The 21,163-nt window shown below is 71.6% G+C and carries 21 protein-coding genes and 1 pseudogene; 11 read left to right on the top strand and 11 right to left on the bottom strand.

What is annotated here, in order from left to right; translation table 11 throughout:
• Positions 1–7 precede the first annotated feature (7 nt).
• The 3 genes from AC2XR2_RS09330 to AC2XR2_RS09320 all read right to left on the bottom strand — a co-directional run bounded on the left by AC2XR2_RS09330 (position 8) and on the right by AC2XR2_RS09320 (position 1,797).
• On the bottom strand, positions 8–421 hold the full coding sequence (locus AC2XR2_RS09330; RefSeq protein ID WP_491514779.1) for a Rieske (2Fe-2S) protein: 414 nt from the start codon (positions 419–421) through the stop codon (positions 8–10).
• Complete coding sequence (locus AC2XR2_RS09325; RefSeq protein ID WP_449349762.1) at positions 418–999, bottom strand: DUF6529 family protein; 582 nt, start codon at positions 997–999, stop codon at positions 418–420. The genes AC2XR2_RS09330 and AC2XR2_RS09325 overlap by 4 nt, the downstream gene beginning before the upstream one ends.
• 117 nt (positions 1,000–1,116) lie before the next feature.
• Positions 1,117–1,797, bottom strand: coding sequence for a hypothetical protein (locus tag AC2XR2_RS09320; protein WP_449352347.1), 681 nt, complete (start codon positions 1,795–1,797; stop codon positions 1,117–1,119).
• 231 nt (positions 1,798–2,028) lie between these two features.
• On the opposite strand from AC2XR2_RS09320, the gene aroH reads away from it, so the two are divergent.
• The 5 genes from aroH to der all read left to right on the top strand — a co-directional run bounded on the left by aroH (position 2,029) and on the right by der (position 6,483).
• Positions 2,029–2,391, top strand: coding sequence for a chorismate mutase (gene aroH / locus AC2XR2_RS09315; RefSeq protein ID WP_328746007.1), 363 nt, complete (start codon positions 2,029–2,031; stop codon positions 2,389–2,391).
• Entirely contained in the window at positions 2,388–3,473 is a 1,086-nt protein-coding gene (locus AC2XR2_RS09310; protein ID WP_491514778.1) for a prephenate dehydrogenase, read from the top strand. Before aroH ends, AC2XR2_RS09310 begins: the two co-directional genes overlap by 4 nt.
• A gap of 111 nt (positions 3,474–3,584) precedes the next feature.
• Positions 3,585–4,271: a (d)CMP kinase gene (gene cmk / locus AC2XR2_RS09305; protein WP_491514777.1), complete on the top strand. Its 687-nt coding sequence runs from the start codon at positions 3,585–3,587 to the stop codon at positions 4,269–4,271.
• Between the two features lie 56 nt (positions 4,272–4,327).
• Positions 4,328–4,915 (top strand): lysophospholipid acyltransferase family protein, encoded by a 588-nt coding sequence (locus AC2XR2_RS09300; RefSeq protein WP_330269774.1) that lies wholly within the window; start codon positions 4,328–4,330, stop codon positions 4,913–4,915.
• 77 nt (positions 4,916–4,992) lie between these two features.
• Complete coding sequence (gene der, locus AC2XR2_RS09295; protein ID WP_449352349.1) at positions 4,993–6,483, top strand: ribosome biogenesis GTPase Der; 1,491 nt, start codon at positions 4,993–4,995, stop codon at positions 6,481–6,483.
• Between the two features lie 54 nt (positions 6,484–6,537).
• Here the strand turns inward: der and AC2XR2_RS09290 are convergent, their stop codons facing one another.
• Positions 6,538–6,861 (bottom strand): hypothetical protein, encoded by a 324-nt coding sequence (locus AC2XR2_RS09290; RefSeq protein ID WP_020139415.1) that lies wholly within the window; start codon positions 6,859–6,861, stop codon positions 6,538–6,540.
• A gap of 70 nt (positions 6,862–6,931) precedes the next feature.
• Positions 6,932–7,714, bottom strand: a complete 783-nt coding sequence (locus AC2XR2_RS09285) for a DUF8842 C-terminal domain-containing protein (protein ID WP_123759788.1) — start codon at positions 7,712–7,714, stop codon at positions 6,932–6,934.
• A 504-nt stretch (positions 7,715–8,218) separates the two neighbouring features.
• Between AC2XR2_RS09285 and AC2XR2_RS09280 the strand changes: the two genes are divergently transcribed.
• A complete protein-coding gene (locus AC2XR2_RS09280) occupies positions 8,219–8,860 on the top strand; it encodes a LysM peptidoglycan-binding domain-containing protein (RefSeq protein ID WP_491514776.1) in 642 nt (213 codons plus the stop codon).
• Positions 8,861–8,944: 84 nt separating this feature from the next.
• Here the strand turns inward: AC2XR2_RS09280 and AC2XR2_RS09275 are convergent, their stop codons facing one another.
• Genes AC2XR2_RS09275 through AC2XR2_RS09265 form a run of 3 tightly spaced genes read right to left on the bottom strand, consistent with a single transcriptional unit; the run spans position 8,945 to position 12,743 of the window.
• Positions 8,945–9,589 carry an ABC transporter ATP-binding protein gene (locus tag AC2XR2_RS09275; protein ID WP_491514775.1) on the bottom strand — a complete coding sequence of 215 codons (645 nt, stop codon included), beginning with the start codon at positions 9,587–9,589 and terminating at the stop codon, positions 8,945–8,947.
• Positions 9,586–12,273, bottom strand: a complete 2,688-nt coding sequence (locus AC2XR2_RS09270; RefSeq protein WP_491514774.1) for an ABC transporter permease subunit — start codon at positions 12,271–12,273, stop codon at positions 9,586–9,588. Before AC2XR2_RS09270 ends, AC2XR2_RS09275 begins: the two co-directional genes overlap by 4 nt.
• Positions 12,273–12,743 carry a hypothetical protein gene (locus tag AC2XR2_RS09265; protein WP_491514773.1) on the bottom strand — a complete coding sequence of 157 codons (471 nt, stop codon included), beginning with the start codon at positions 12,741–12,743 and terminating at the stop codon, positions 12,273–12,275. Before AC2XR2_RS09265 ends, AC2XR2_RS09270 begins: the two co-directional genes overlap by 1 nt.
• A gap of 123 nt (positions 12,744–12,866) precedes the next feature.
• Between AC2XR2_RS09265 and AC2XR2_RS09260 the strand changes: the two genes are divergently transcribed.
• From AC2XR2_RS09260 to AC2XR2_RS09250, 3 genes are all read left to right on the top strand, one after another.
• On the top strand, positions 12,867–13,412 hold the full coding sequence (locus tag AC2XR2_RS09260) for an MTB12 C-terminal domain-containing protein (protein ID WP_330267899.1): 546 nt from the start codon (positions 12,867–12,869) through the stop codon (positions 13,410–13,412).
• The gene (locus AC2XR2_RS09255; protein ID WP_491514772.1) at positions 13,381–14,673 is read left to right on the top strand and encodes an ABC transporter substrate-binding protein; all 1,293 of its coding nucleotides are present in this window, start codon (positions 13,381–13,383) and stop codon (positions 14,671–14,673) included. The genes AC2XR2_RS09260 and AC2XR2_RS09255 overlap by 32 nt, the downstream gene beginning before the upstream one ends.
• Positions 14,674–14,743: 70 nt before the next feature.
• Positions 14,744–15,538, top strand: a complete 795-nt coding sequence (locus AC2XR2_RS09250; protein ID WP_491514771.1) for a hypothetical protein — start codon at positions 14,744–14,746, stop codon at positions 15,536–15,538.
• On the opposite strand, the gene AC2XR2_RS09245 is transcribed toward AC2XR2_RS09250, so the two are convergent.
• Positions 15,522–16,655: an epoxide hydrolase family protein gene (locus tag AC2XR2_RS09245; RefSeq protein WP_381299358.1), complete on the bottom strand. Its 1,134-nt coding sequence runs from the start codon at positions 16,653–16,655 to the stop codon at positions 15,522–15,524. The genes AC2XR2_RS09250 and AC2XR2_RS09245 overlap by 17 nt on opposite strands.
• Before the next feature lie 62 nt (positions 16,656–16,717).
• Between AC2XR2_RS09245 and AC2XR2_RS09240 the strand changes: the two genes are divergently transcribed.
• Positions 16,718–17,770, top strand: coding sequence for a helix-turn-helix transcriptional regulator (locus AC2XR2_RS09240; RefSeq protein WP_381299359.1), 1,053 nt, complete (start codon positions 16,718–16,720; stop codon positions 17,768–17,770).
• On the opposite strand, the pseudogene ctaD reads toward AC2XR2_RS09240, so the two are convergent.
• Positions 17,769–19,319: pseudogene (gene ctaD / locus AC2XR2_RS09235) on the bottom strand (aa3-type cytochrome oxidase subunit I); the annotation flags it as partial. The gene AC2XR2_RS09240 and the pseudogene ctaD sit on opposite strands and share 2 nt — an antisense overlap.
• A gap of 389 nt (positions 19,320–19,708) precedes the next feature.
• On the opposite strand from ctaD, the gene AC2XR2_RS09230 reads away from it, so the two are divergent.
• Positions 19,709–19,924 carry an I78 family peptidase inhibitor gene (locus AC2XR2_RS09230; protein ID WP_330267904.1) on the top strand — a complete coding sequence of 72 codons (216 nt, stop codon included), beginning with the start codon at positions 19,709–19,711 and terminating at the stop codon, positions 19,922–19,924.
• 101 nt (positions 19,925–20,025) lie between these two features.
• Here the strand turns inward: AC2XR2_RS09230 and AC2XR2_RS09225 are convergent, their stop codons facing one another.
• Entirely contained in the window at positions 20,026–21,057 is a 1,032-nt protein-coding gene (locus AC2XR2_RS09225; protein WP_381299360.1) for a phosphatase PAP2 family protein, read from the bottom strand.
• Positions 21,058–21,163 lie beyond the last annotated feature (106 nt).

The following is a 21,163-nucleotide window of genomic DNA, read 5'->3' as shown; positions in this document are numbered from 1 at the left end:
GGGACGCCTAGGCGAGTTCGATCGAGTCGCCGGTGACCTTGATCTGCTTCTCCGGCAGCGGCCGGTTGGCCGGCGGGTTCGCCACCGAGCCGTCCGTGATGTTGAACTTGCTGCCGTGACACGGGCAGTTGATGGTGCCGTCGGAGACGCTGGTCACCTGGCAGCCCTGGTGGGTGCAGATGTCGGAGAAGGCCTTGAACTCGCCCTTCTTCGGCTGGGTGACCACGACCTTCTCGTCCTTGAAGATCTTTCCGCCGCCGACCGGGATCTCGCTCGTCTTCGCCAGTTCGGTACCGGCCGACGCCTGAACCGAACTCGACCCGGAGTCGCTGTTCTCGTTGCCGTACTCGCCGCAGCCGGCGGCGAGCGAGACCGCGCCCGTCGCGAGAAGGACCGTGCGCCGCGTCGGGCTGTGCGTCATGTCGTCACTCCGAAGGTGCGGAAGAACCAGAGGGCGGAGGTCAGCCAGAGGATCGTGAGCGCGGTGAAGACGAGCCCGCCGACGATCGGCAGCAGCCATCCGGGAAGTCGCTCCCAGCGGAGCAGCAGCATCTTGGCACTGAAGACACCGAAGAAGAAGCAACCCAGGAGGGAGTGCCACAGAACGCGTGATTCGTACGACTGGAAGCCCAGCGCGTACAGGCAGTGCACCGCGACCGGCACCGCGAGGAGGAAGGCCACGCGCCCTGACCAGCGGTGCAGGGTGGACGACCAACTCGGGCCCGGCAGCTTGCCGTACACCATCAGGGCCGAGACGAGCTGGACGAGCGCGAAGAGGAACGCGGCCGTCGCGAGCCACGACTTCACCGCGCCCGTACTGCTGAAACCGGCGAGGTTGAAGGCCGTCCCCGCCGGGTCGTGGACCTTGCCGTACGCGCCCAGGGCGACCGCCACCGCGGCGGCGACCAGGGCCGGGATCAGATAGCGGGCCGGGTTGGGGCGGCGCTCGGGTTCGGGTGAGGGCCAGCTCTGGGTGGCCGCGTTCGGGTCGACGGTCATGATCGGCTCCCTCGGGCTAGGGTCTGTCCGGCGGATCAGGCCGGCTGCAAGAGACGGTGCTGCTCGGTGCAGGTGAGCCCCGCGACGCCGGCATGATCCGCCGGACAGACCCTGGGGTCAGGGGGTTACCGGGCGGGCCGTGAGCTGTTGTCCGTCGACCGTCACCGCACCGGTCTCCGGGTCGATCTCGGGTGCGGGGGAGGGCTTGCCGTCGCGCTTGAGGATGCCGACCTGCTCGCCGTCCGGCAGCACGATCCAGCCGCCCTCGATCTTCGCGCCGGCCACCGTGCTGTTCGCCCGGTAGAGGCCGGACGACTTGTTCGTCCTGTCGACGGTGAAGGGGTAGCCGCCGCTGCCGACGTTCGCCTTGCCGCTCAGCTGCCTGGTCCCCTTGACCCTGGCGTCGAGGCTCGCGCCTCCCTTGCCGGTGAGCTTCAGGCTGCCGTCGTCCTTCACGTCGCCCTGGAGCCACGACTCGACGTTCCTGCCGTCGCAGACGTACGCGATCGCCTTGTCGCCGCGCACGGTGATCGCGACGGCGGCGGAGTCGTCGTCGGTACGGCCCGTGTAGACGCCCTCGGACACGGGAGTGCGGGACGGGGACGGGCTCGGTGGCGCGGTGGTCGGTTTCGGCGCGGCACTCGGCGACGCGGTGGTGCCGGGCGACGCCTTGGTGCTGGGTGACGGCTGCACCGCCGCCGACGTCGGCTTCTCGCCCGTCGTGGCGTTGAGCGACAGCATGAACAGGCCGAGCAGCAATCCCGCGAGCAAGGTCAGCAGCGGTCCGGAACGCTTCATGTAAAGGGCCTCCCCCGAGGCGAGTTTCCTGCCATGAGAGCGGACCCGGGGGCCCGAGTCCAGAGGCGCACGGGTGTGTTTCGCCCCAAGTAACGGAACTGGGACATTCAGGTGACATTGACCTGGTGTGTGCAGCCATCTCACGGGGCGGGCGCCGCGCACCCCTTTCGGGCGGGCTGACTAGGCTGGTCGTCCACAGAGCCGGTATGCAGATCAGCGAGGAGCAACGTCGTGGCGGTACGAGCGGTCCGGGGCGCCGTCCAACTCGAACAGGACGAGGCCGGCCACATGGACGAGCAGGTCGGAGCACTGCTCACCGCCATCATGGAGCGGAACGAACTGACCGCGGACGACCTGATCAGCATCTGGTTCACGGCCACGCCCGACCTGCACAGCGACTTCCCGGCGGCCGCGGCCCGCAAGCTCGGCATCGTGGACGTCCCGCTGATCTGCGCCCAGGAACTCGACATCGAGGGCGCCATGCCCCGCGTGGTCCGGGTCCTCGCGCACATAGAGTCCGACCGGTCCCGCGCCGACATCGCGCACGTCTACCTCGGCGCCGCGGCCGCCCTCCGCAAGGACATCGCCCAGTGAGGACCGCACTCGTCGTCGGAAGCGGGCTCATCGGTACGTCCGCCGCGCTGGCCCTGACCCAGCGGGGTGTCACCGTGCACCTCGCCGACCACGACCCCGAGCAGGCCCGTACGGCGGCCGCGCTCGGCGCCGGCACCGACGGGACGCCCGAGGGCCCGGTCGACCTCGCGATCGTCGCCGCTCCTCCCGCGCACGTGGCCGGAGTGCTCGCCGACGCCATGCGGCGCGGTGCCGCCCGCGGCTACATCGACGTGGCCAGCGTCAAGGGCGGGCCACGCCGGGAGCTGGAGGGGCTGGGGCTCGACCTGTCCTCGTACATCGGTACGCATCCGATGTCCGGTCGGGAGAAGTCCGGGCCGCTCGCCGCCTCCGCCGACCTCTTCGAGGGTCGGCCCTGGGTGCTCACCCCCACCCGGGACACCGACACCGAGGTGCTCAATCTCGCACTGGAGCTGGTCTCGCACTGCCGTGCGGTGCCGGTGGTCATGGACGCCGAGGCCCACGACCGGGCCGTGGCGCTGGTCTCGCACATGCCCCATCTGGTGTCCAGCATGGTCGCCGCACGACTGGAACACGCCGAGGAGGCCGCCGTACGGCTGTGCGGTCAGGGGATCCGGGACGTGACCCGGATCGCCGCCTCCGACCCCCGGATGTGGATCGACATCCTCTCCGCGAACCCGGGACCGGTCGCCGACCTGCTCACCGATGTCGCCGGGGACCTGGAGGAGACCGTGCGGGCGCTGCGGGCGCTCCAGTCCGCCGACGAGGCCAAGCGGGTCGAGGGCGCGTCCGGGATCGAGAACGTGCTCCGGCGCGGCAACGCGGGCCAGGTGCGGGTGCCCGGCAAGCACGGGTCCGCTCCCCGGGTCTACGAGGTCGTGGCCGTGCTCATCGACGACCAGCCGGGACAGCTGGCCAGGATCTTCGCGGACGCCGGCCGGGCGGGCGTGAACATCGAGGACGTGCGGATCGAGCACGCGACCGGGCAACAGGCGGGTCTGGTGCAGCTGATGGTGGAGCCGTCGGCAGCGCCGGTGCTGTCGGCCTCGTTGCGGGAACGGGGCTGGGCGATCCGGCAGTGATCCGCTGGATCATCCGTCTGTAAGACAGGGTCCGGGGAGCCAGTAACCTGGTGCGGGGCACAGTCGCGCCCCCACACCACTCGCCAGACCGCACCCGAAAGGTGTCCCCCCGTGGAAAACGGCGCCGCCCAGCCCGTGATTGTCGCCATCGACGGCCCCTCCGGCACGGGCAAGTCGAGCACCTCGAAGGCTGTCGCCGCGCAGCTGGGGCTGAGCTACCTGGACACCGGCGCCCAGTACCGGGCGATCACCTGGTGGATGGTGAACAACGGCATCGACATCGACGACCCGACGGCGATCGCCGCCGTGGCCGGCAAGGCGGAGATCGTCTCGGGCACCGACCCGGAGAACCCGACGATCACCGTCGACGGCACCGACGTGGCCGGTCCGATCCGCACCCCGGAGGTCACCTCCAAGGTGAGCGCGGTGAGCGCGGTGCCCGAGGTGCGGGCCCGGATCACCGAGCTCCAGCGCTCGCTCGCCTCCTCCGCCGAGAAGGGCATCGTCGTCGAGGGGCGGGACATCGGCACCACCGTGCTGCCCGACGCCGACCTCAAGATCTTCCTCACCGCGTCGCCGGAGGCCCGCGCCGCCCGCCGCAGCGGTGAGCTCAAGGGCGCCGACGTCCAGGCCACCCGCGAGGCCCTGATCAAGCGGGACGCGGCCGACTCCAGCCGGAAGACCTCCCCACTCGCCAAGGCCGACGACGCGGTCGAGGTGGACACCACCGAGCTCACCCTCGCGCAGGTCATCGAGTGTGTCGTGACCCTCGTCGAGGAGAAGCGGGCCGGCAAGTGAGCGAGCTGCCCTCGGGGCGGGGTGCCGAGGTCGGGCGGCGGATCGGCGTCGGCCTGATGTACGGGCTGTGGAAGCCGCGGGTGCTGGGTGCCTGGAAGGTGCCGAGCACCGGACCGGTGATCCTCGCGGTCAACCACTCCCACAACATCGACGGTCCGATGGTCATGGGTGTGGCGCCCCGGCCGACGCACTTCCTGATCAAGAAGGAGGCGTTCGTCGGTCCGCTCGACCCGTTCCTGACGGCCATCGGCCAGCTGAAGGTGGACCGTACGGCCGCCGACCGCCAGGCGATCTCCCGGGCGCTGCACGTCCTCGCGGGCGGCGGGGTGCTCGGCATCTTCCCCGAGGGCAGCCGGGGCGAGGGCGACTTCGCCGCGTTGCGCGCGGGGCTCGCGTACTTCGCCGTGCGGGGCGAGGCTCCGATCGTCCCGGTGGCCGTGCTGGGAAGCAACGAGAAGCCGGGACGGTTGATAAAGGGACTGCCTCCGCTGCGCAGCCGCGTCGACGTCGTCTTCGGCGAGCCCTTCGAGGCGGGCGACGGCACCGGACGGCGGACGCGCAGGGCGCTCGACGAGGCGACCGAGCGCATTCAGAAGCAACTGAGCAGTCACCTGGAAAACGCCAGGCGCCTCACCGGGCGCTAGGCGACACTGAGTAGTGGATCAAACCGGACACCTCCGGCCGGTCCACCGATCACCACGATGAACGAGGTACGGACTTCATGAACGACCACATCCACTCCGAGGGCTCGGGCGAGGAGCACGACCACGGGGCGCTTGGCGACGCCGAGTACGCGGAGTTCATGGAGCTCGCCGCGGAAGAGGGCTTCGACATCGAGGACGTCGAGGGGGCCATCGAGGCGGCCGGGCACGGTCCGCTGCCCGTGCTCGCCGTCGTCGGCCGGCCCAATGTCGGCAAGTCGACCCTCGTCAACCGCATCATCGGGCGCCGCGAGGCCGTCGTGGAGGACAAGCCCGGGGTCACCCGTGACCGCGTGACCTACGAGGCCGAGTGGGCCGGGCGCCGCTTCAAGGTCGTCGACACCGGCGGCTGGGAGCAGGACGTCCTCGGCATCGACGCCTCCGTGGCCGCGCAGGCCGAGTACGCCATCGAGGCCGCCGACGCCGTCGTGTTCGTCGTCGACGCCAAGGTGGGTGCCACCGACACCGACGAGGCGGTCGTACGACTGCTGCGCAAGGCCGGCAAGCCCGTGGTCCTGTGCGCCAACAAGGTCGACGGACCGAGCGGCGAGGCCGACGCCTCGTACCTCTGGTCCCTCGGGCTCGGCGAGCCGCACCCCGTCTCCGCGCTGCACGGCCGGGGCACCGGCGACATGCTGGACGCGGTCCTGGAGGCGCTGCCGGAGGCGCCCGAGCAGACCTTCGGCGGCACCGGGATCGGCGGCCCCCGCCGGATCGCGCTGATCGGCCGCCCGAACGTCGGCAAGTCCTCGCTGCTGAACAAGGTGGCCGGCGAGGAGCGGGTCGTCGTCAACGAGATGGCCGGCACCACCCGGGACCCGGTCGACGAACTGATCGAACTCGGCGGCATCACCTGGAAGTTCGTCGACACCGCCGGTATCCGCAAGCGGGTCCACCTCCAGCAGGGCGCCGACTACTACGCCTCGCTGCGTACCGCGGCCGCCGTCGAGAAGGCCGAGGTCGCGGTCATCCTGATCGACGGCTCCGAGTCCATCTCGGTGCAGGACCAGCGGATCGTCACCATGGCGGTCGAGGCGGGCCGCGCCGTCGTCATGGCCTACAACAAGTGGGACACCCTCGACGAGGAGCGCCGCTACTACCTGGAGCGGGAGATCGAGACCGAGCTCGGCCAGGTCGCCTGGGCGCCGCGTGTGAACGTCTCGGCGAAGACCGGACGGCACATGGAGAAGCTCGTCCCGGCGATCGAGACGGCGCTGGCGGGCTGGGAGACGCGGGTCCCGACCGGCCGCCTCAATGCCTTCCTGGGGGAGCTGGTCGCCGCCCATCCGCACCCGATCCGGGGCGGCAAGCAGCCGCGCATCCTCTTCGGCACCCAGGCCGGCACCAAGCCGCCGCGGTTCGTGCTCTTCGCCTCCGGGTTCATCGAGGCGGGCTACCGGCGGTTCATCGAGCGCCGGCTGCGCGAGGAGTTCGGCTTCGAGGGCACCCCGATCCACATCTCGGTGCGGGTGCGCGAGAAGCGCGGCGCGAAGAACGCCAGGAAGAAGTGACGCGAGCATGAGTGAGGGGGCGGTCCCGTCCGGGACCGCCCCCTCACTCATGCCTCAGATCCCTCTGCGCGGGCCGGGCGGCAGCGCCGCCGGGACGTGGTGCATCCCGGTGTGCTGCTGCCCGATGTGTCCCACCCGCTGCCACTGCGACTGCTGGCGGGCGCTGAACGCCCCCGCGCTGTAGGCGCTGTACGAGCTGCTGAACGAGCCCGAGGCGTGCGGGGTGTTCCCGAACGCGGTGAAGCCCAGCTCCTCCTCGCCGCTGCGGTCACCCGGCAGCGAACGGAAGGTCTTGACGTACTCGGAGTAGAGCGCGTCGTAGATCGGCGTGGCCGATGGTCCGCCGGGAAACCGGCGCGGAGCGTCGTATGGGTGCACGTATGTCCAAACGACCGCGGGACTTCAGGGATGCGGGTGCGCCCTCAAGGGCGCGTCCCCCGAGGGCCCCTCACGTGCCCGCGAGGGGCATCGCGGCAGCCACCAACTTCCCGTTGGCCGCGGCCTTGTCGAGGGCGTCCCGCAGCAGGTCCTCGCGCGGCTGGCGTCCGATGGAGCCCACCGGGGCGGCGAACATCAGCACCTGCTGGTGCTTGTTCGCGGCGGCCCGCCAGCCCTCGGTGACCTGGAGCGGCTGGTGCGCCTGCCACCAGGCCACGGGCTGGCCGCCGTTGGCCGAGGGTTGGAGCACCGCGTGCAGCTGGCCCACCGCCAGCAGCACCGACCAGCCGTGCAGCACCGACGGCACCGAGTCGATCGTGGTCAGGGGCATGAAGCCCTGCTCGATCAGCAGCGGCAGGAAGTCGTCGCCGAGTCCCGTCGCGCCCGGCCGCACGATCGGCCCGGTCGGCTCCACGACCAGCGCCGGGTGCAACTCCCCGGCGATCAGGACCAGTCCGCTGGTCACCCCGAGCACCGCCTGCTCGGGTACGACCTTGTCCGGGTCCAGGTCGACGGTGTCACCGGTGATGGACTTCACCGCGCCCTGGAGCTGCTCCTCGGTGACCTGGACGACCTGGGAGGGCAGGCAGGTGGCGTGGGCGAAGGCCAGGACGGCGGTCTCGTCGCCGATGAACAGGACGGTGCTGGTGCGCTCCTGTTCGGAGTCGCCCTGGGTGCGGCAGGACGTGCAGTCGTAACTGCCGGGGGCGTTCTCTCCGGCGAGCAGCCGGTCGGCTTCTTCGTCGCCGATCTCGGCACGTACCTCGTCGCTGACGTCGAGCATGCGCGGCACGGGTGGCTCCCTCGGGATGTGGTGCTCGGGCGGGTCCCGGGCTCATGAAGAAGACAACGGCCGATCTGTGGCGGGAGTCACGCCCCAGGGCGAACGGAATCGAACCATCCAGCGCACAGGGTCACCCCGGGTCCGGAATCGGACACTCAGCGTCAAGTCGATGGAAAGGTAAGGGAGTTGGTTGCGTGAACTGAGTCACAGATCGGTAACGCACCTGGTCGACAAATCAGGAAATCAGCGAATGAAGTGGGTGTCCGGAAATCGCCGATACCCTCGGTAACGGCGAACTGGCCTGGAATGACAAGCAGTTGGTTGATGCCGACCGGTCGCGCTCTCTACATTCCTCCGCCGTGTGCAGCGAGCACCGCTCGGGAACGTCCGCCGACGCATCGAGCCAGCACTTCGCACCACCTTCGGCGGACGGGGCGGAGCGCGACCACCCGGCCCCTGTGCCGGGAGCGCGCCCCGCCTTGGGGGACCCCGGGTTGTTCGAGAGGGAACCGCATGTCCGAATGTGCCGATACCACGCGCGACAGCGCTCGTAAGACCCGGACCACCGCGGCCCTTGCCGGGGCCGCCCTGCTCGCCCCCCTCGGACTGCTGGCCGCGGCCGGCAACTCCGTGGCGGCGGACGGCGGGGTGTGGGACCGCATCGCCCAGTGCGAGAGCGGCGGGAACTGGCACATCAACACCGGCAACGGCTACTACGGAGGACTCCAGTTCTCCGCCGGCACCTGGCGCGCGTACGGCGGTACGGCCTACGCGCCCACCGCCGACCAGGCCACCAAGTCCCAGCAGATCGCCGTGGCCACCAAGGTCCAGGGCGCCCAGGGGTGGGGCGCCTGGCCGACCTGCTCGGCCCGGGCCGGGGCGTACGGCAGCGCGCCCGGCGCCTCCTCCGGCTCGGCCGGGAGCTCGTCCTCGGCCAAGGCCGCTCCCTCCAAGCCGGCGAAGACGCCGACCCGTTCGGAGGGCCACATCAACCGCAGCGCGTCCCGCGGCGACTACACCGTCCGCCCGGGCGACACGCTCAGCAAGGTCGCCGCCCGGCACGGCACCATCTGGCAGCGGCTCTACACCGCCAACAAGGCCGTGATCGGAGCTGATCCCAACCTGATCGTGCCCGGGCAGCGCCTCGAAATCTGAGAGCTCCCCCCTGTCGCGGGCACGGGGCCCCGTCCGGTCCTCCGACCGGGCGGGGCCCCTGGGCGCACAAGGTGCCACCGAGGCTCACCCCAGCCGCAGCTCCGCCGCCTCCCCGGCGAACACGACCGCGCCGCGCCGCAGTTCGTACACGATCGCCGTCCTGCCGAGCAGCGCGGGCGGCAGCCGCTGTTCGGCCACGACCACGCACGCGTCCAGCGCGGCGAGGAGTTCGTACGTGCGGGCCGCGACCGTCGGGGACATGCCCTGGGCCGGCTCGTCGACGAGGACCACGCGTGCGCGTGCCAGCAGGGCGCGGGAGATCGCGAGCATCCGCTGCTCGCCGCCGGAGAGGGTGCCGGCCCGGCGGGGGAGCAGCGGGGCCAGTTGCGGATAGGCGTCCAGGGCCAGGTCGTGGGCGGGCGCGGCGAGTTCGAGGTTCTCGCGGACGGTGAGCGAGCCGAACACCGCCTGGCGCTCGGGGACCATGCACAGCCCGCGGCGGGCCCGCTCGTACGCCGGCACGCGCGTCACGTCGGCACCGTCCCACACCACGCTGCCCCCGGTCAGGGACACGGTTCCGGCCAGGGCGCGCAACGCCGTCGTACGGCCCGATCCGTTGCGGCCCAGCAGGACGGTGAGACCGGGACCGGGGGCGGTGAGGGTGACGCCGTGCAGGGCCTCCAACGGGCCGTAGCGCACGCGCGCGTGGCGCAGGGAGATTCCTTTCATACGGCGGTCTCCCGGGCGTCGAGTGCGTCCAGCACGTGGGCCGGGGGGCCGGAGGCGATGATGCGGCCCGCGGTCATGACGTGCACGACGTCCGCGAGGTCGGCGACCAGGTCGAGGTCGTGCTCGACGACCAGGAGGGCGGTGCCGTCCGCCGCGAGGGCCTTGAGGACACGGGCCAGGGCGGTCACCTCGGCGGTGTCCAGGCCGGCGGCGGGTTCGTCGAGGAGGAGGACGCTCGGGGTGCCGGCGAGGGCTCTGGCGAGTTCCACGCGGCGGAGGGTGCTGGTGGGGAGGCCGGCGGCCGGGGCGTTGCGCAGGTTGCCGTCGAGGGTGAACAGCCTGAGGGCGCGGCCCGGTGCCTCTGGGTCTTTGATGTGGCCCTGTTCCGCGCCCACTTGGATGTTCTCGGTGACGGTCAGGGTGGGGAAGACGGCGAGTTGCTGGAAGGTGCGGGCGATGCCGAGGCGGGTGCGGGCGTGGGGGGACAGGTGGGTGATGTTCCTGTTGTCGTAGCGGACTTGGCCGTGGGTGGGGCGGAGGGTGCCTGCCAGGCAGTGGAAGAGGGTGCTCTTTCCGGCGCCGTTGGGGCCGATGATCGCGGTGATTCTGCCTGGCTGGACGGTGAGCTCGATTCCGTCCAGGGCGGTGAAGCCGTCGTAGCGGGCCTGGAGGTTGTGGGTGGTGAGGACTCCCCGGCCTGCGGGCGCGGGTGGCCCCGGTGGGGGTGCGGCGCCGTCGGCGGCTGGCGGTGGGAGGGGGCTTCGGCGGTGGGCCGGGGTGGGTTCGGCACCGGCGGGGTCCGCCCTCGGGGTGCTCGCCGTTGTGGCCGGGAAAGACAGCTGCGCTGACCGCAGTCGGCGCCGTGCCTCACGGCCCTTCGCCGTCAGCGTCGGTCTCCGCCCGGACCGCAGCCGCCGTACCGCCTCGTACGGGCCCCCGGGGAACCGGCCCACCAGCACCGCCAGGACGCCGATCAGGGCCGCCGCCACCCCGCCCCTCGCCCCCGCGTCCAGGCCGACCAGCAGGGCCGCCGCGGCCAGGGCGCCCAGGGTGCTGTCGGCGCCCAGGACCACCACCGCGGCGAACCACAGGAGGCTGCGGACGGGGTCGTAGGCGCCGGGGTCGAAGGCGCGCAGGCCCATGGCGAGCATTCCGCCGCCCAGGGCGGCCAGGGCGGCGCCCGCCACGAACGCCAGGAGCTTCAGGGCGGGGACCCGGACGCCGGCCGCCGACGCGCCCGCCTCGTGATCGCGCAGGGCGGCCAGGGCCCTGCCGGTGCGGCCTCTGCGCAGGGCTCGGGTCGCCAGCAGGGCCAGTGTCAGCAGGGCCAGCTCCAGGACGTAGTACGCGCGATCGCCCTCGAAGCCCTCGGGGCGGTCCAGGGACAGGCCCGACGTGGCGTACGGCTGGGCGAAGACGAAGCGGCTCACGCCCACGCCGACCGCGAACGTCGCGAGGGCCAGCGCCAGGCCCCGGCGGGTGATCGCCGGCCAGCCGGTCAGGAGGCCGAGGGGGGCCACCAGGAGCACCGCAAGCGCCAGGGCCGCCAGTTCCGGCAGGCGGGGCAGGCCCGGGAAGCGGCCCGCGGCGAGCAGTGCCGTGAACAGGGCCCCCAGGCCCGCGTACGCCGCTTGTCCGAGCGAGATCTGACCGCCCCTGCCGGTCACCACCACCAGCGACAGCAGCACCACACCCAGCGCCGGTACCTGGACCGACGTGTGCAGGTCCGAGCCCGCGAAGCCGAGCGGGAGCAGGAACAGCACCGCCGCGACGATCCACGCGCCCGGCGGTGTCGGCACGCGCGCGGTGGCCGTGCGGGGGAGTGCGTCGCGGGTCCCGACGCGGGGGAGTGCCAGTGAGGCGATCAGCAGGGCCACGACGAAGAGGTTCGCACCGACCGCCTGGAGCAGCGGCTCGCCCCACCCGGAGGGGTGCAGTCTCGTCAGCTGGCTCTGGGCGACCCCGATGGCCAGCGCCACCAGGACGGCCACCGGCAGGCTCCGCATCCGGGCCGCCACGGCGACCGCCACCACCTCCATGACGAGCAGAGGGAGACCGTACGGGTCCAGGCGGACGTAGGGCGCCAGCAACACTCCCGTCAGGCCCGCCGTGAACGACCCGAACGCCCAGCCGGCCGCCGCCACCCGGTCGGCGTCGATCCCGCCCAGCACGGCCAGCCGCCGGTCGTCCACGACGGCCCGCAGCTCCCGTCCGAAGCGGGTCCGGCGGATCACGGCGCCGACGCCCACGGCCAGCACCAGGACGACCGCCAGCTGCCCCCACGGGTCCGCCGGAACCAGCCCGGGGGCGTCGTCCCGGGCGCCCTGGCCCCACAGCAGCGCGGCCCCGCCCACGAGCAGCACGAACACCCCGATGGAGGCCACCAGGGTCTGGGCCGGATCGCCGCCCAGGACGGACAGCGGCCGGAAGACGAAACGCTCCAGCACCACACCCAGGGCCGGGGCCAGGACCAGGAGCGTGAGCAGCGCGCCGGCCCACAGCGGCCAGCCCCACTCCACCACGCACTGCCGCAGCGTGTACGCGCACACCATCGCGACCGCCCCGTGCGCGAAGTTCAGCACCCCGGTCGCGCGGTACGTCACGATCAGGCCGATCCCGGTGAGCGCGGCCGCACTGCCGACCGACAGCCCGGCCAGCGTGAGGTCCCAGGTCAGCGAGGACATCAGTCGGTTTCCTCGACCGGCTCGCAGATCGGGCAGGGCCCCAGCTCGCCGCTCGCCAGGAGCTTGGCGTCCACCGGGACCGACTCCACCTTCCCGGCGACCAGCGGGCAGTCCGCGCGGTGCCAGAGCGTGCCGCCGGGCACCATGAGGAGGTCCCCGCTGACCGCGAGGGGAGCCCTCGGGGCGGACTCCTCGGCCTCCGCGGGCTCCGCCGCGACCAGGAGGCCGTACAGCTCCTCCACGCGCGCGGCGGCGAGCGCGCCCCGGCCGTGGGTGAGGAGGACCGCCCCGGCGACGATCAGCGCGGCGCCGGGGACCGTGCACGAGGCGAGGTAGGGCAGCTGCCGCTCGGCGTAGCGCTCGCCCGAGACGCCGTACCAGCCGAGCACGCACAGCACCGCGCCCGCGGCGAGCGTGGCCCAGCCGGCCCAGAGGACGGGGTGCACGGTCCGCAGTCGGGCTGTCCGCATCTCTGGCTCCCACATGTCGCGTCCCTGTCCATGTCAGCCAATCGCTTGCACTATGCCTTCTTGAAGCTGACCCTGAAAGCACCGGGCGCACTTGGCCCGGACCGACACCCGGTGGTGAGCCAGATGGTTCTCGGGAGCGACCGCACGTGGGGGAACGGCAGCCGGGGGCTGGTGGTGGGGTTCGTCCTCGCCGTGGCCCTCACGGCGTGCAGCGACGACAGCGGCGGCGGCAGCGAGAGCCCGCCGCCGACGCCTTCGGTGGAGCAGCCGGCGTCCTCCGCGCCGCCGTCACCGAGCGGGCCCGCCGACGCGGCTGCCGCCCAGCGCGAGATCAAGACGAACTGGGAGAAGTTCTTCGACCCGAAGACCTCCACCAAGGACAAGCAGGCGGTCCTGGAGAACGGCGACGAGATGGGCCCGGTGCTCCAGGCCTTCAGCGGGGACCAGCGCGGCGGGCAGGTGAAGGCGCAGGTCACCAAGGTGGAGTTCACGAAACCGGACCAGGCGACCGTGACGTACACCCTCCTCCTGAACGGCGCCACCGCCCTGCCGAAGGCCTCCGGAACAGCCGTCGAGGAGGACGGCACCTGGAAGGTCTCGGTCAACACCCTGTGCGCGCTGGTGCAGTTGAGCGGCAATGCCACGGCGTCGGCCCTGCCGGGCTGCTGAGGCCGCCCTCGCCGTCCTGCTGCTCGCGGTGGGCACGGCGTGCGGCAGCCGGCTGCCCGAGAGCGACTTCGAGCACCGGGAGCGGGCCACCCCCGCCCGGGACACCGGCCCGATCCGCGTCGGCATCGTCACCAGCGCCACCAGCCCGGTCGGCGGCGACACCTTCACCGGCCCGCGCGACGGCGCCAAGGCGTACTTCGAGCGCCTCAACGCGCGCGGGGGCGTCGAAGGGCGCCGGATCGAGGTGCGCGAGTGCGACGACGGCGGCAGCGGGGTCGGCAACAACACCTGCGTGCACCGGCTGATCGACGAGGACAAGGTGGTCGCCCTGGTCGCGACCACCGCCCTCGACTACGCGGGCGCCTCCCGCGTCTCCCACGCGCGCGTGCCCGACATCGGCGGTCAGCCCATCGGCGCCGCCTACGACACCTGGCCGCACCTCTACGGCATCTACGGCAGCCTCGCGCCCCGCGCCGGCACCACCGGCTGGGACGGCAGGCAGTACGGCGGCACCGAGGTCTACCGCTACTTCAAGCGCGCGCACGGGGCCCGTACGGCCGCCGTCGTCTCGTACAACCAGGCCGCCTCCGCCGCCTACGCACGGCTCGTCGGGCAGGGGCTGCGCGCCGAGGGCTACAAGGTCGTCACCGAGCAGGTCGACTTCGCGCTGCCCAACTTCCGCGCCGTGGCGGCCGATCTGAAGGAGCAGGGCGTCGACCTGGTCTTCGACGCCGTCGACAACCACGGCAACGCCCAGCTGTGCGAGGCGATGGACCAGGCCGGCGTCGAGGTCACCGCCAAGGTCACCAACGTGCAGAACTGGACCTCCACCGTCCCCGACGACTACAAGGACGCCCCGCGCTGCCGCAACGCCCTGTGGGCGACCGGGTCCAGCCGGAACTTCCAGGACACCGGCGACGCGGCCGTACGCGCCTTCAGGGACGCCACGAAAAACCTCGGGACCCACTCCCAGTGGCAGTTGGAGGGCTGGGCGGCCGCCATGTGGTTCACGGACGCGGCGAAGTCCTGCGCGCCACAGGGCGTCACGCGCGCGTGTGTCGACGCCTGGATGAACCGCAGCCAGGGTTACACGGCGGACGGTCTGCTCGTCCCGGTCAGGTTCGAGCGCCTGCCCGAGCCGCCGAAGTCCCGGAAGACCTGTCTCTCGGTGGCCCGCTGGCAGGACGGCCGGGGCTGGGTCTCCCAGGGCGACATGAACAGCACCTGCTTCGACGTTCCGCAACTGCCGTATCAGCAGTGAGTGACCGCACGCACACAACCAAAGGAGGCCCACGAAGGTCTGACCGGACGACATGAACCACGGGAGGACCATGCCCGCACGGCAGGGCGTACGACTGCGCGCCGACTGTGTCGCCGACTCCGCCGGCGGCCTGACCTTCGACGTCACCGCGGGCGGGGCGAGCGGCACGGCCCATCTGGTGCTGCGCCGCCGCGACGGCCACGAGGAGGTGGGACTGCCGCTGTCCCCGGTGGGCGAAGGACGGCTCCGCGCCGCCCTGCCGAGCACCGTCCTCCTGCCCGAGGGCCGCTGGGACGCGTACGCGTGCGTGGCCGACGACGAGCCGCTGCGCCTCGCGACCGGGGCCACCGACCTGCGCGCCCTCACCGCCCGCACCCCGAGCGGCTCCCGCGGGTACGTCGCCGTCCGCATCCCGTACGCCACCCGCCAGGGCAACCTCACCGTCCGCAGCTGGCTGCGCGCCCCGCACGCCGAGGCGGACGAGCCGTACGTGGAGCCCGCCGGGCTGACCGTACGAGGACGCCTCTACGGCACCTGCTTCACCCCGGCCGCGTACGCCGAGCTGCGCCCCCGGCACGCCCCGGGGCCCACCCACCGCACCGAAGTCGCCGTGGCCGAGGCCCGGTTCGTCCTCCCGGTGCCGTATCAGGTGCTCGGGCCCGGGATCTGGGACCTGTGGCTGCGGCCGCACGGTGAGAGCGGGCCCCGGGTGCGGATCGCCCGGCTGCTCGACGACATCGCCGACAGACAGCCCGTGTTCAGTTACCCCCGCGCACACGTGGAGACGGCGTACGGCCCGGTGGAGGCCGGGCCGTACTACACGCGGGACAACGATCTGTCGGTGTCCGTCACCGCAGCGCGCTGAAGAACTCCCGTACGTCACCGGCGAGCAGCTCCGGGACCTCCAGGGCCGCGAAGTGGCCGCCGCGGTCGAACTCCGTCCAGCGCACGACGGTGTTGGCCTGCTCGGCCCAGCGGCGGATCGCCACGTCCTCGCCGAAGTTGGCCACCGCCGTCGGCACCCCGGAGCTCGACGTCGGGAACCAGTCCGGGACATGGCTGTTCTCGTAGTACATGCGGGCCGCGGAGCCGGCCGTGCCGGTCAGCCAGTACAGCATCACGTTGGTGAGCAGGGTGTCCCGGTCGACCGCGTCCTCCGGCAGCGCGGCCGAGGAGTGCGTCCACGCCTGGAACTTCTCCATGATCCAGGCCAGTTGGCCCACCGGCGAGTCGGTGAGGCCGTAGGAGAGGGTCTGCGGGCGGGTCGACTGCAGGACGTTGTAGCCGAAGCCGTCCGTGGTGAAGTCGGCGATGCTCGCGAGGCTCTTGAGCTCGCGCTCGGTCAGTCCTTTCCTGGCCTCCTCGTCGACCGGACCGAGCGGGATGAAGCCGACCGAGGCGGCGTTCACATGGACGCCGACCACGGACTCGGGGGCGACGCGGGCCAGCGCGGGGGAGATCAGCGCGCCGAGGTCGCCGCCCTGGGCGCCGTAGCGCTCGTAGCCCAGCCTGCGCATCAGCTCCGCCCAGGCGCGGGCGACCCGGTTGACGTTCCAGCCCTTCTCGCGTGTCGGCCCCGAGAAGCCGAAGCCCGGGATGGAGGGGATCACCAGATGGAACCGCTCGCTCAGGGAGCCGATCACGCCGAGGAACTCCACGACCGACCCCGGCCAGCCGTGCGTCAGGATCAGCGGGAGCGCGTCCGGTCGGGCGGAGCGGATGTGCAGGAAGTGCACCCGGGCGCCGTCGATCTCCGTGACGTACTGCGGGAGTTCGTTGAGGGCGGCCTCGTGCTTGCGCCAGTCGTAGGCGCCGCGCCAGTACGCGGCGAGATCCCGGAGGTACGGCAGGGAGGCGCCGTACGCCCAGCCCGCGTCCGGGAGTTCGTCCGGCCAGCGGGTGAGGTCCAGGCGGGTGTGCAGGTCGTCGAGCTGGGCCTGCGGAACGTCGATCCGGTGGCTGTGCACGCTGTTGTCTGCCATGAGTCCAAGGTAGGAAGGCTTGCGGACAGCCACTGTCCGCAATGACTGGCAGACTCGGCACCATGTTGGAGACCTCGGCACGACTCCTGCGCCTGCTCTCGCTGCTCCAGGCCCACCGCGACTGGTCCGGCGCCGACCTCGCCGAACGCCTCGGCGTCACCCCGCGCACCGTGCGCCGGGACGTGGACCGGCTGCGCGAGCTGGGCTACCCCGTCAACGCCAGCCCCGGCACCGGCGGCGGCTACCAGCTGGGCGCGGGCGCCGAGCTGCCCCCGCTGCTCCTGGACGACGACGAGGCCGTCGCGGTCGCCGTCGGTCTGCGCACCGCGGCGGGACAGGGCATCGAGGGCATCGGCGAGACCTCGGTGCGGGCCCTCACCAAGCTGGAGCAGGTCCTGCCGGGCCGGCTGCGCCGCCGGGTGGGCGCCCTGAACGCCTTCACCGTGCCGATGCTCCGCGGCCCGCAACCGGATGCCGTGGACCCGGGAGTCCTCACCGAGCTCGCCCACCTCTGCCGGGACGCCGAGCGGCTGCGCTTCGAGTACCGCGACCACGGGGGCGCCACCAGCCGCCGTACCGTCGAACCGCACCGCCTGGTGTGCAGCGAACGGCGCTGGTACCTGGTCGCCTGGGACCTCGACCGGGACGACTGGCGGACCTTCCGCGCCGACCGGATCACCCCGAAGCCGCCGCACGGCCCCCGCTTCACCCCGCGCACCCCGCCCGCCGACGACCTCGCCGCCTATGTCTCGCGAGGCGTCTCCACACGCGCGTACGCCGCACACGCGGTGGTGCGGCTGCTGGTGCCGGTCGAGGAGGCCGCCGAGCGGATCTCGCCGAGCGCCGGGGTGCTGGAGGCGGAGGGGCCCGACAGCTGCATCCTGCGCACCGGGGCCTCCAGCCTCGACGTCATGGTGATCCATGTGGTCCTGACCGGCTTCGAGTTCGAGGTGCTGGAGCCCGCCGAGCTGACCGAGGCGATCAGGACGGTTCGTGACCGGCTTGCTCGCTCGCTTGCTCGCTCTTCGGCTCGGGCTGCGGAGCCTGGGCCGCGTACTCCGGATGGTGCAGGTCGAACGCCGGGGACTCGGAACGGATCCGCGGCAGCGTCGTGAAGTTGTGCCGCGGCGGCGGGCAGGAGGTCGCCCACTCCAGGGAGCGGCCGAAGCCCCACGGATCGTCGACCCCGACCGGCACGCCGTACTTCGCGGTCTTCCACACGTTGTAGAGGAACGGCAGCGTCGACATGCCGAGCAGGAACGCGCCGATCGTCGAGACCGTGTTCAGGGCGGTGAAGCCGTCCGCGGCGAGATAGTCCGCGTACCGGCGCGGCATGCCTTCCGCGCCCAGCCAGTGCTGCACCAGGAACGTGGTGTGGAAGCCCACGAACAGCGTCCAGAAGTGGATCTTGCCGAGCCGCTCGTCGAGCAGCTTGCCGGTGAACTTGGGCCACCAGAAGTAGAAGCCGGCGAAGATCGCGAAGACGACCGTGCCGAAGACGACGTAGTGGAAGTGCGCCACCACGAAGTAGGTGTCCGAGACGTGGAAGTCCAGCGGGGGCGAGGCCAGCAGCACCCCGGTCAGACCGCCGAACAGGAACGTCACCAGGAAGCCGGTCGCCCACAGCATCGGTGTCTCGAAGGACAGCGAGCCCTTGATCATCGTGCCGGTCCAGTTGAAGAACTTCACGCCCGTCGGGACGGCGATCAGGAAGCTCATGAACGAGAAGAACGGCAGCAGCACCGCGCCGGTGACGAACATGTGGTGCGCCCACACCACGATCGACAGACCGGTGATCGACATCGTCGCCGCGACCAGCGTCAGATAGCCGAAGATCGGCTTGCGGCTGAAGACCGGGATGATCTCCGTGATGATGCCGAAGAACGGCAGCGCGATGATGTACACCTCGGGGTGCCCGAAGAACCAGAACAGGTGCTGCCACAGCAGCGCCCCGCCGTTGCCCGCCTCGAAGACCTGCGAGCCGAAGCGCCGGTCCGCCTCCAGGACCAGCAGCGCGGCCGCGAGCACGGGGAACGCCAGCAGGATCAGGATCGACGTGAACAGGGTGTTCCAGGTGAAGATCGGCATCCGGAACATCGTCATGCCGGGCGCCCGCATCCCGATGATCGTGGTGATGAAGTTGACCGCGCCGAGGATCGTGCCGAAGCCGGCCAGCGCCAGGCCCATGATCCACAGGTCGGGGCCGACGCCGGGGGAGTGCGCGGAGTCGTTGAGCGGCGCGTAGGCGAACCAGCCGAAGGCGGCGGGGCCGGTCGGCACGAGCAGCGAACCCAGCACGATCAGACCGCCGAACAGGAAGAACCAGTACGACAGCATGTTCAGCCGTGGGAAGGCCACGTCCGGGGCGCCGATCTGGAGCGGCATCAGCTCGTTGGCGAAGCCCGCGAAGCTCGGGGTCGCGAACAGCAGCAGCATGATCGTGCCGTGCATGGTGAACAGCTGGTTGAACTGCTGGTTGTCCAGGATCTGGAGCCCGGGGCGGGCGAGCTCGGCCCGCATCAGCAGCGCCATGACCCCGCCGACCAGGAAGAACGCGAACGACGTGATCAGGTAGAGGTGACCGATCTTCTTGTGGTCGGTGGTGGTCAGCCAGTCCACGACCAGCCGCCCCCGCCGCCTGGTCCGCCGCACGGGTCGTGCCATCGCCTGCACGGTCTGCGTCCCCATCGCTCGCCCCTTCGCTCGGCTCACGCCATGATGCTCGCGCCCCCGTGCGCACGACAGGGGGCGTAAGGGGGTTGTGTGCCGGAACCGTGTATTTCCTATGCGGTGTCAGCTTCCCCGGACCTGTCCTGTATCGGCGGGCAAAGGGACTGCGGCCCGTTGTCCGGCAAGCCTTCGCACAGGCTTTTCGGGGAAGTCGGGCGACACGCGGAAATCACGTTCGAATACCCGCGGAAGGGCTAGGGAAACGCCCGTCCGTGTGACGCAGTGCTAGGGAAACGCGGGCCGTGATCCTGTGACAGAAGCGTGACAGGAGGGCGGCCGGGTCCGGACTTCCGTGGTTGCCGGGCAGGCCCTAGCGTGGCGCCATGGCACCCATTCCCACACCGTCCGCCGAACCCGACGACAGCCCGGACACCTACGTCGGCCTCGACTCCGCCGCCGCCGAGCGGATCGCGCGTGAGCGGGGCTGGTCGACGGTCCGGTCGCTGCCACCGGGGGCGATCATCACGATGGAGTACCGCGCGGGCCGGCTGAACTTCGAGGTGAAGGACGGCTTGGTCGCGCGGGCCTGGAAGGGCTGAGATCTCCCCGTACCACGACGAAGCCCCGGGTTCCTCGCGAGGAACCCGGGGCTTCGGGCGGGGTGGTGTGCGTACCGGCCCCGCTGGTGTGAAGGGCGAGGTCAGCCGCCCGTCAGCGGCCGGGTGGCCGGGGCCGGGGTGCCGCGCACGAGGCGGTCCGACTGCGGCGGCCGGCGGCTGCCGACCGGGGTGACCGGAGTGCGCTCCGACCGGCTGGTGTGCGGGCCGGGGGACAGGTGGACCGGTGACCTGGGGCCACGCGGCGGTACGGCGGCCTCGCGGGCCGCCGTCTCGTTCTGCGGAGCGGTGAGCGGCTTGAGCCGGGCCGGTGCCGGGGCCGCGACCGGGGTGACCGGGGCCGGGGCCTTGACGCCGCCGCGGGCCCGCCAGCGGTCGCGCAGGTCGAAGGCGTAGACCTCGGTACGGGCGATCCACGGCTCGAACCAGGGCAGGGCCAGCAGGATCAGCAGCCCCGCGACCCAGCCCAGCAGGACGTCGCTCAGCCAGTGCGTACCGAGGTAGACGGTGGCCATGCCGACGCCCAGCGAGGTCACCGCGGAGATCGCGGACAGCCAGCGCTGCGCCCTCGGGGTGGAGGCCAGATACGCCAGGATTCCCCAGGTCACCACGGCGTTGGCGGTGTGGCCGCTGGGAAATATATCGCCGCCCAGGCCCATCTCGTTCGAGCCGATGACGGTGGCGTAGTGCGGTCCCAGCCTTCCCATGCCGTACTTGGCGGCGCCGACCGTGATGTTCAGCAGCAGCAGCGAGGTGCCGAGGGTCAGCAGCGGGCGCAGGGTGTGCTGCCGCCAGGAACGCCAGCCCAGCCAGGCCGCGACCATCACCGCGGTCGGGCCGCGCTGGCCCAGCACCACGTAGTAGTCCACGAACCAGTGGATGGACGCCCACTGCTGGTACGGCCGGAAGAACATGACCTGCCAGTCGAGGCGGACCAGCCACGAGGTGGTCACCACCAGCCACACGATCGCCAGGTAGAACGCCAGGGCGGCGATCACCAGGACGGTCCGGTGGCGGCTCGCTCTGGGCACGCTGAGGTGGGCCGGCCGTTCCGGCTCACGGTCCAGCCTGGCGAACACCCGGTCCAGACGGGTGGGGTTCCGTTCGGTACGCACCCAATCGACGTTACAGCGAGTGAGCTCTGTTCCCTGTCGAATCAGCGGCTTTGTGATGACGATGTGATGTGGGATTCCTCTCAGGCGGGGGTTTATTTCCAGGGAT

Source organism: Streptomyces sp. LS-MS-L19, assembly GCF_058382285.1.
The sequence above is the reverse complement of the archived record's forward strand: the minus strand, read 5'-3'. Positions and strand labels throughout refer to the sequence as shown.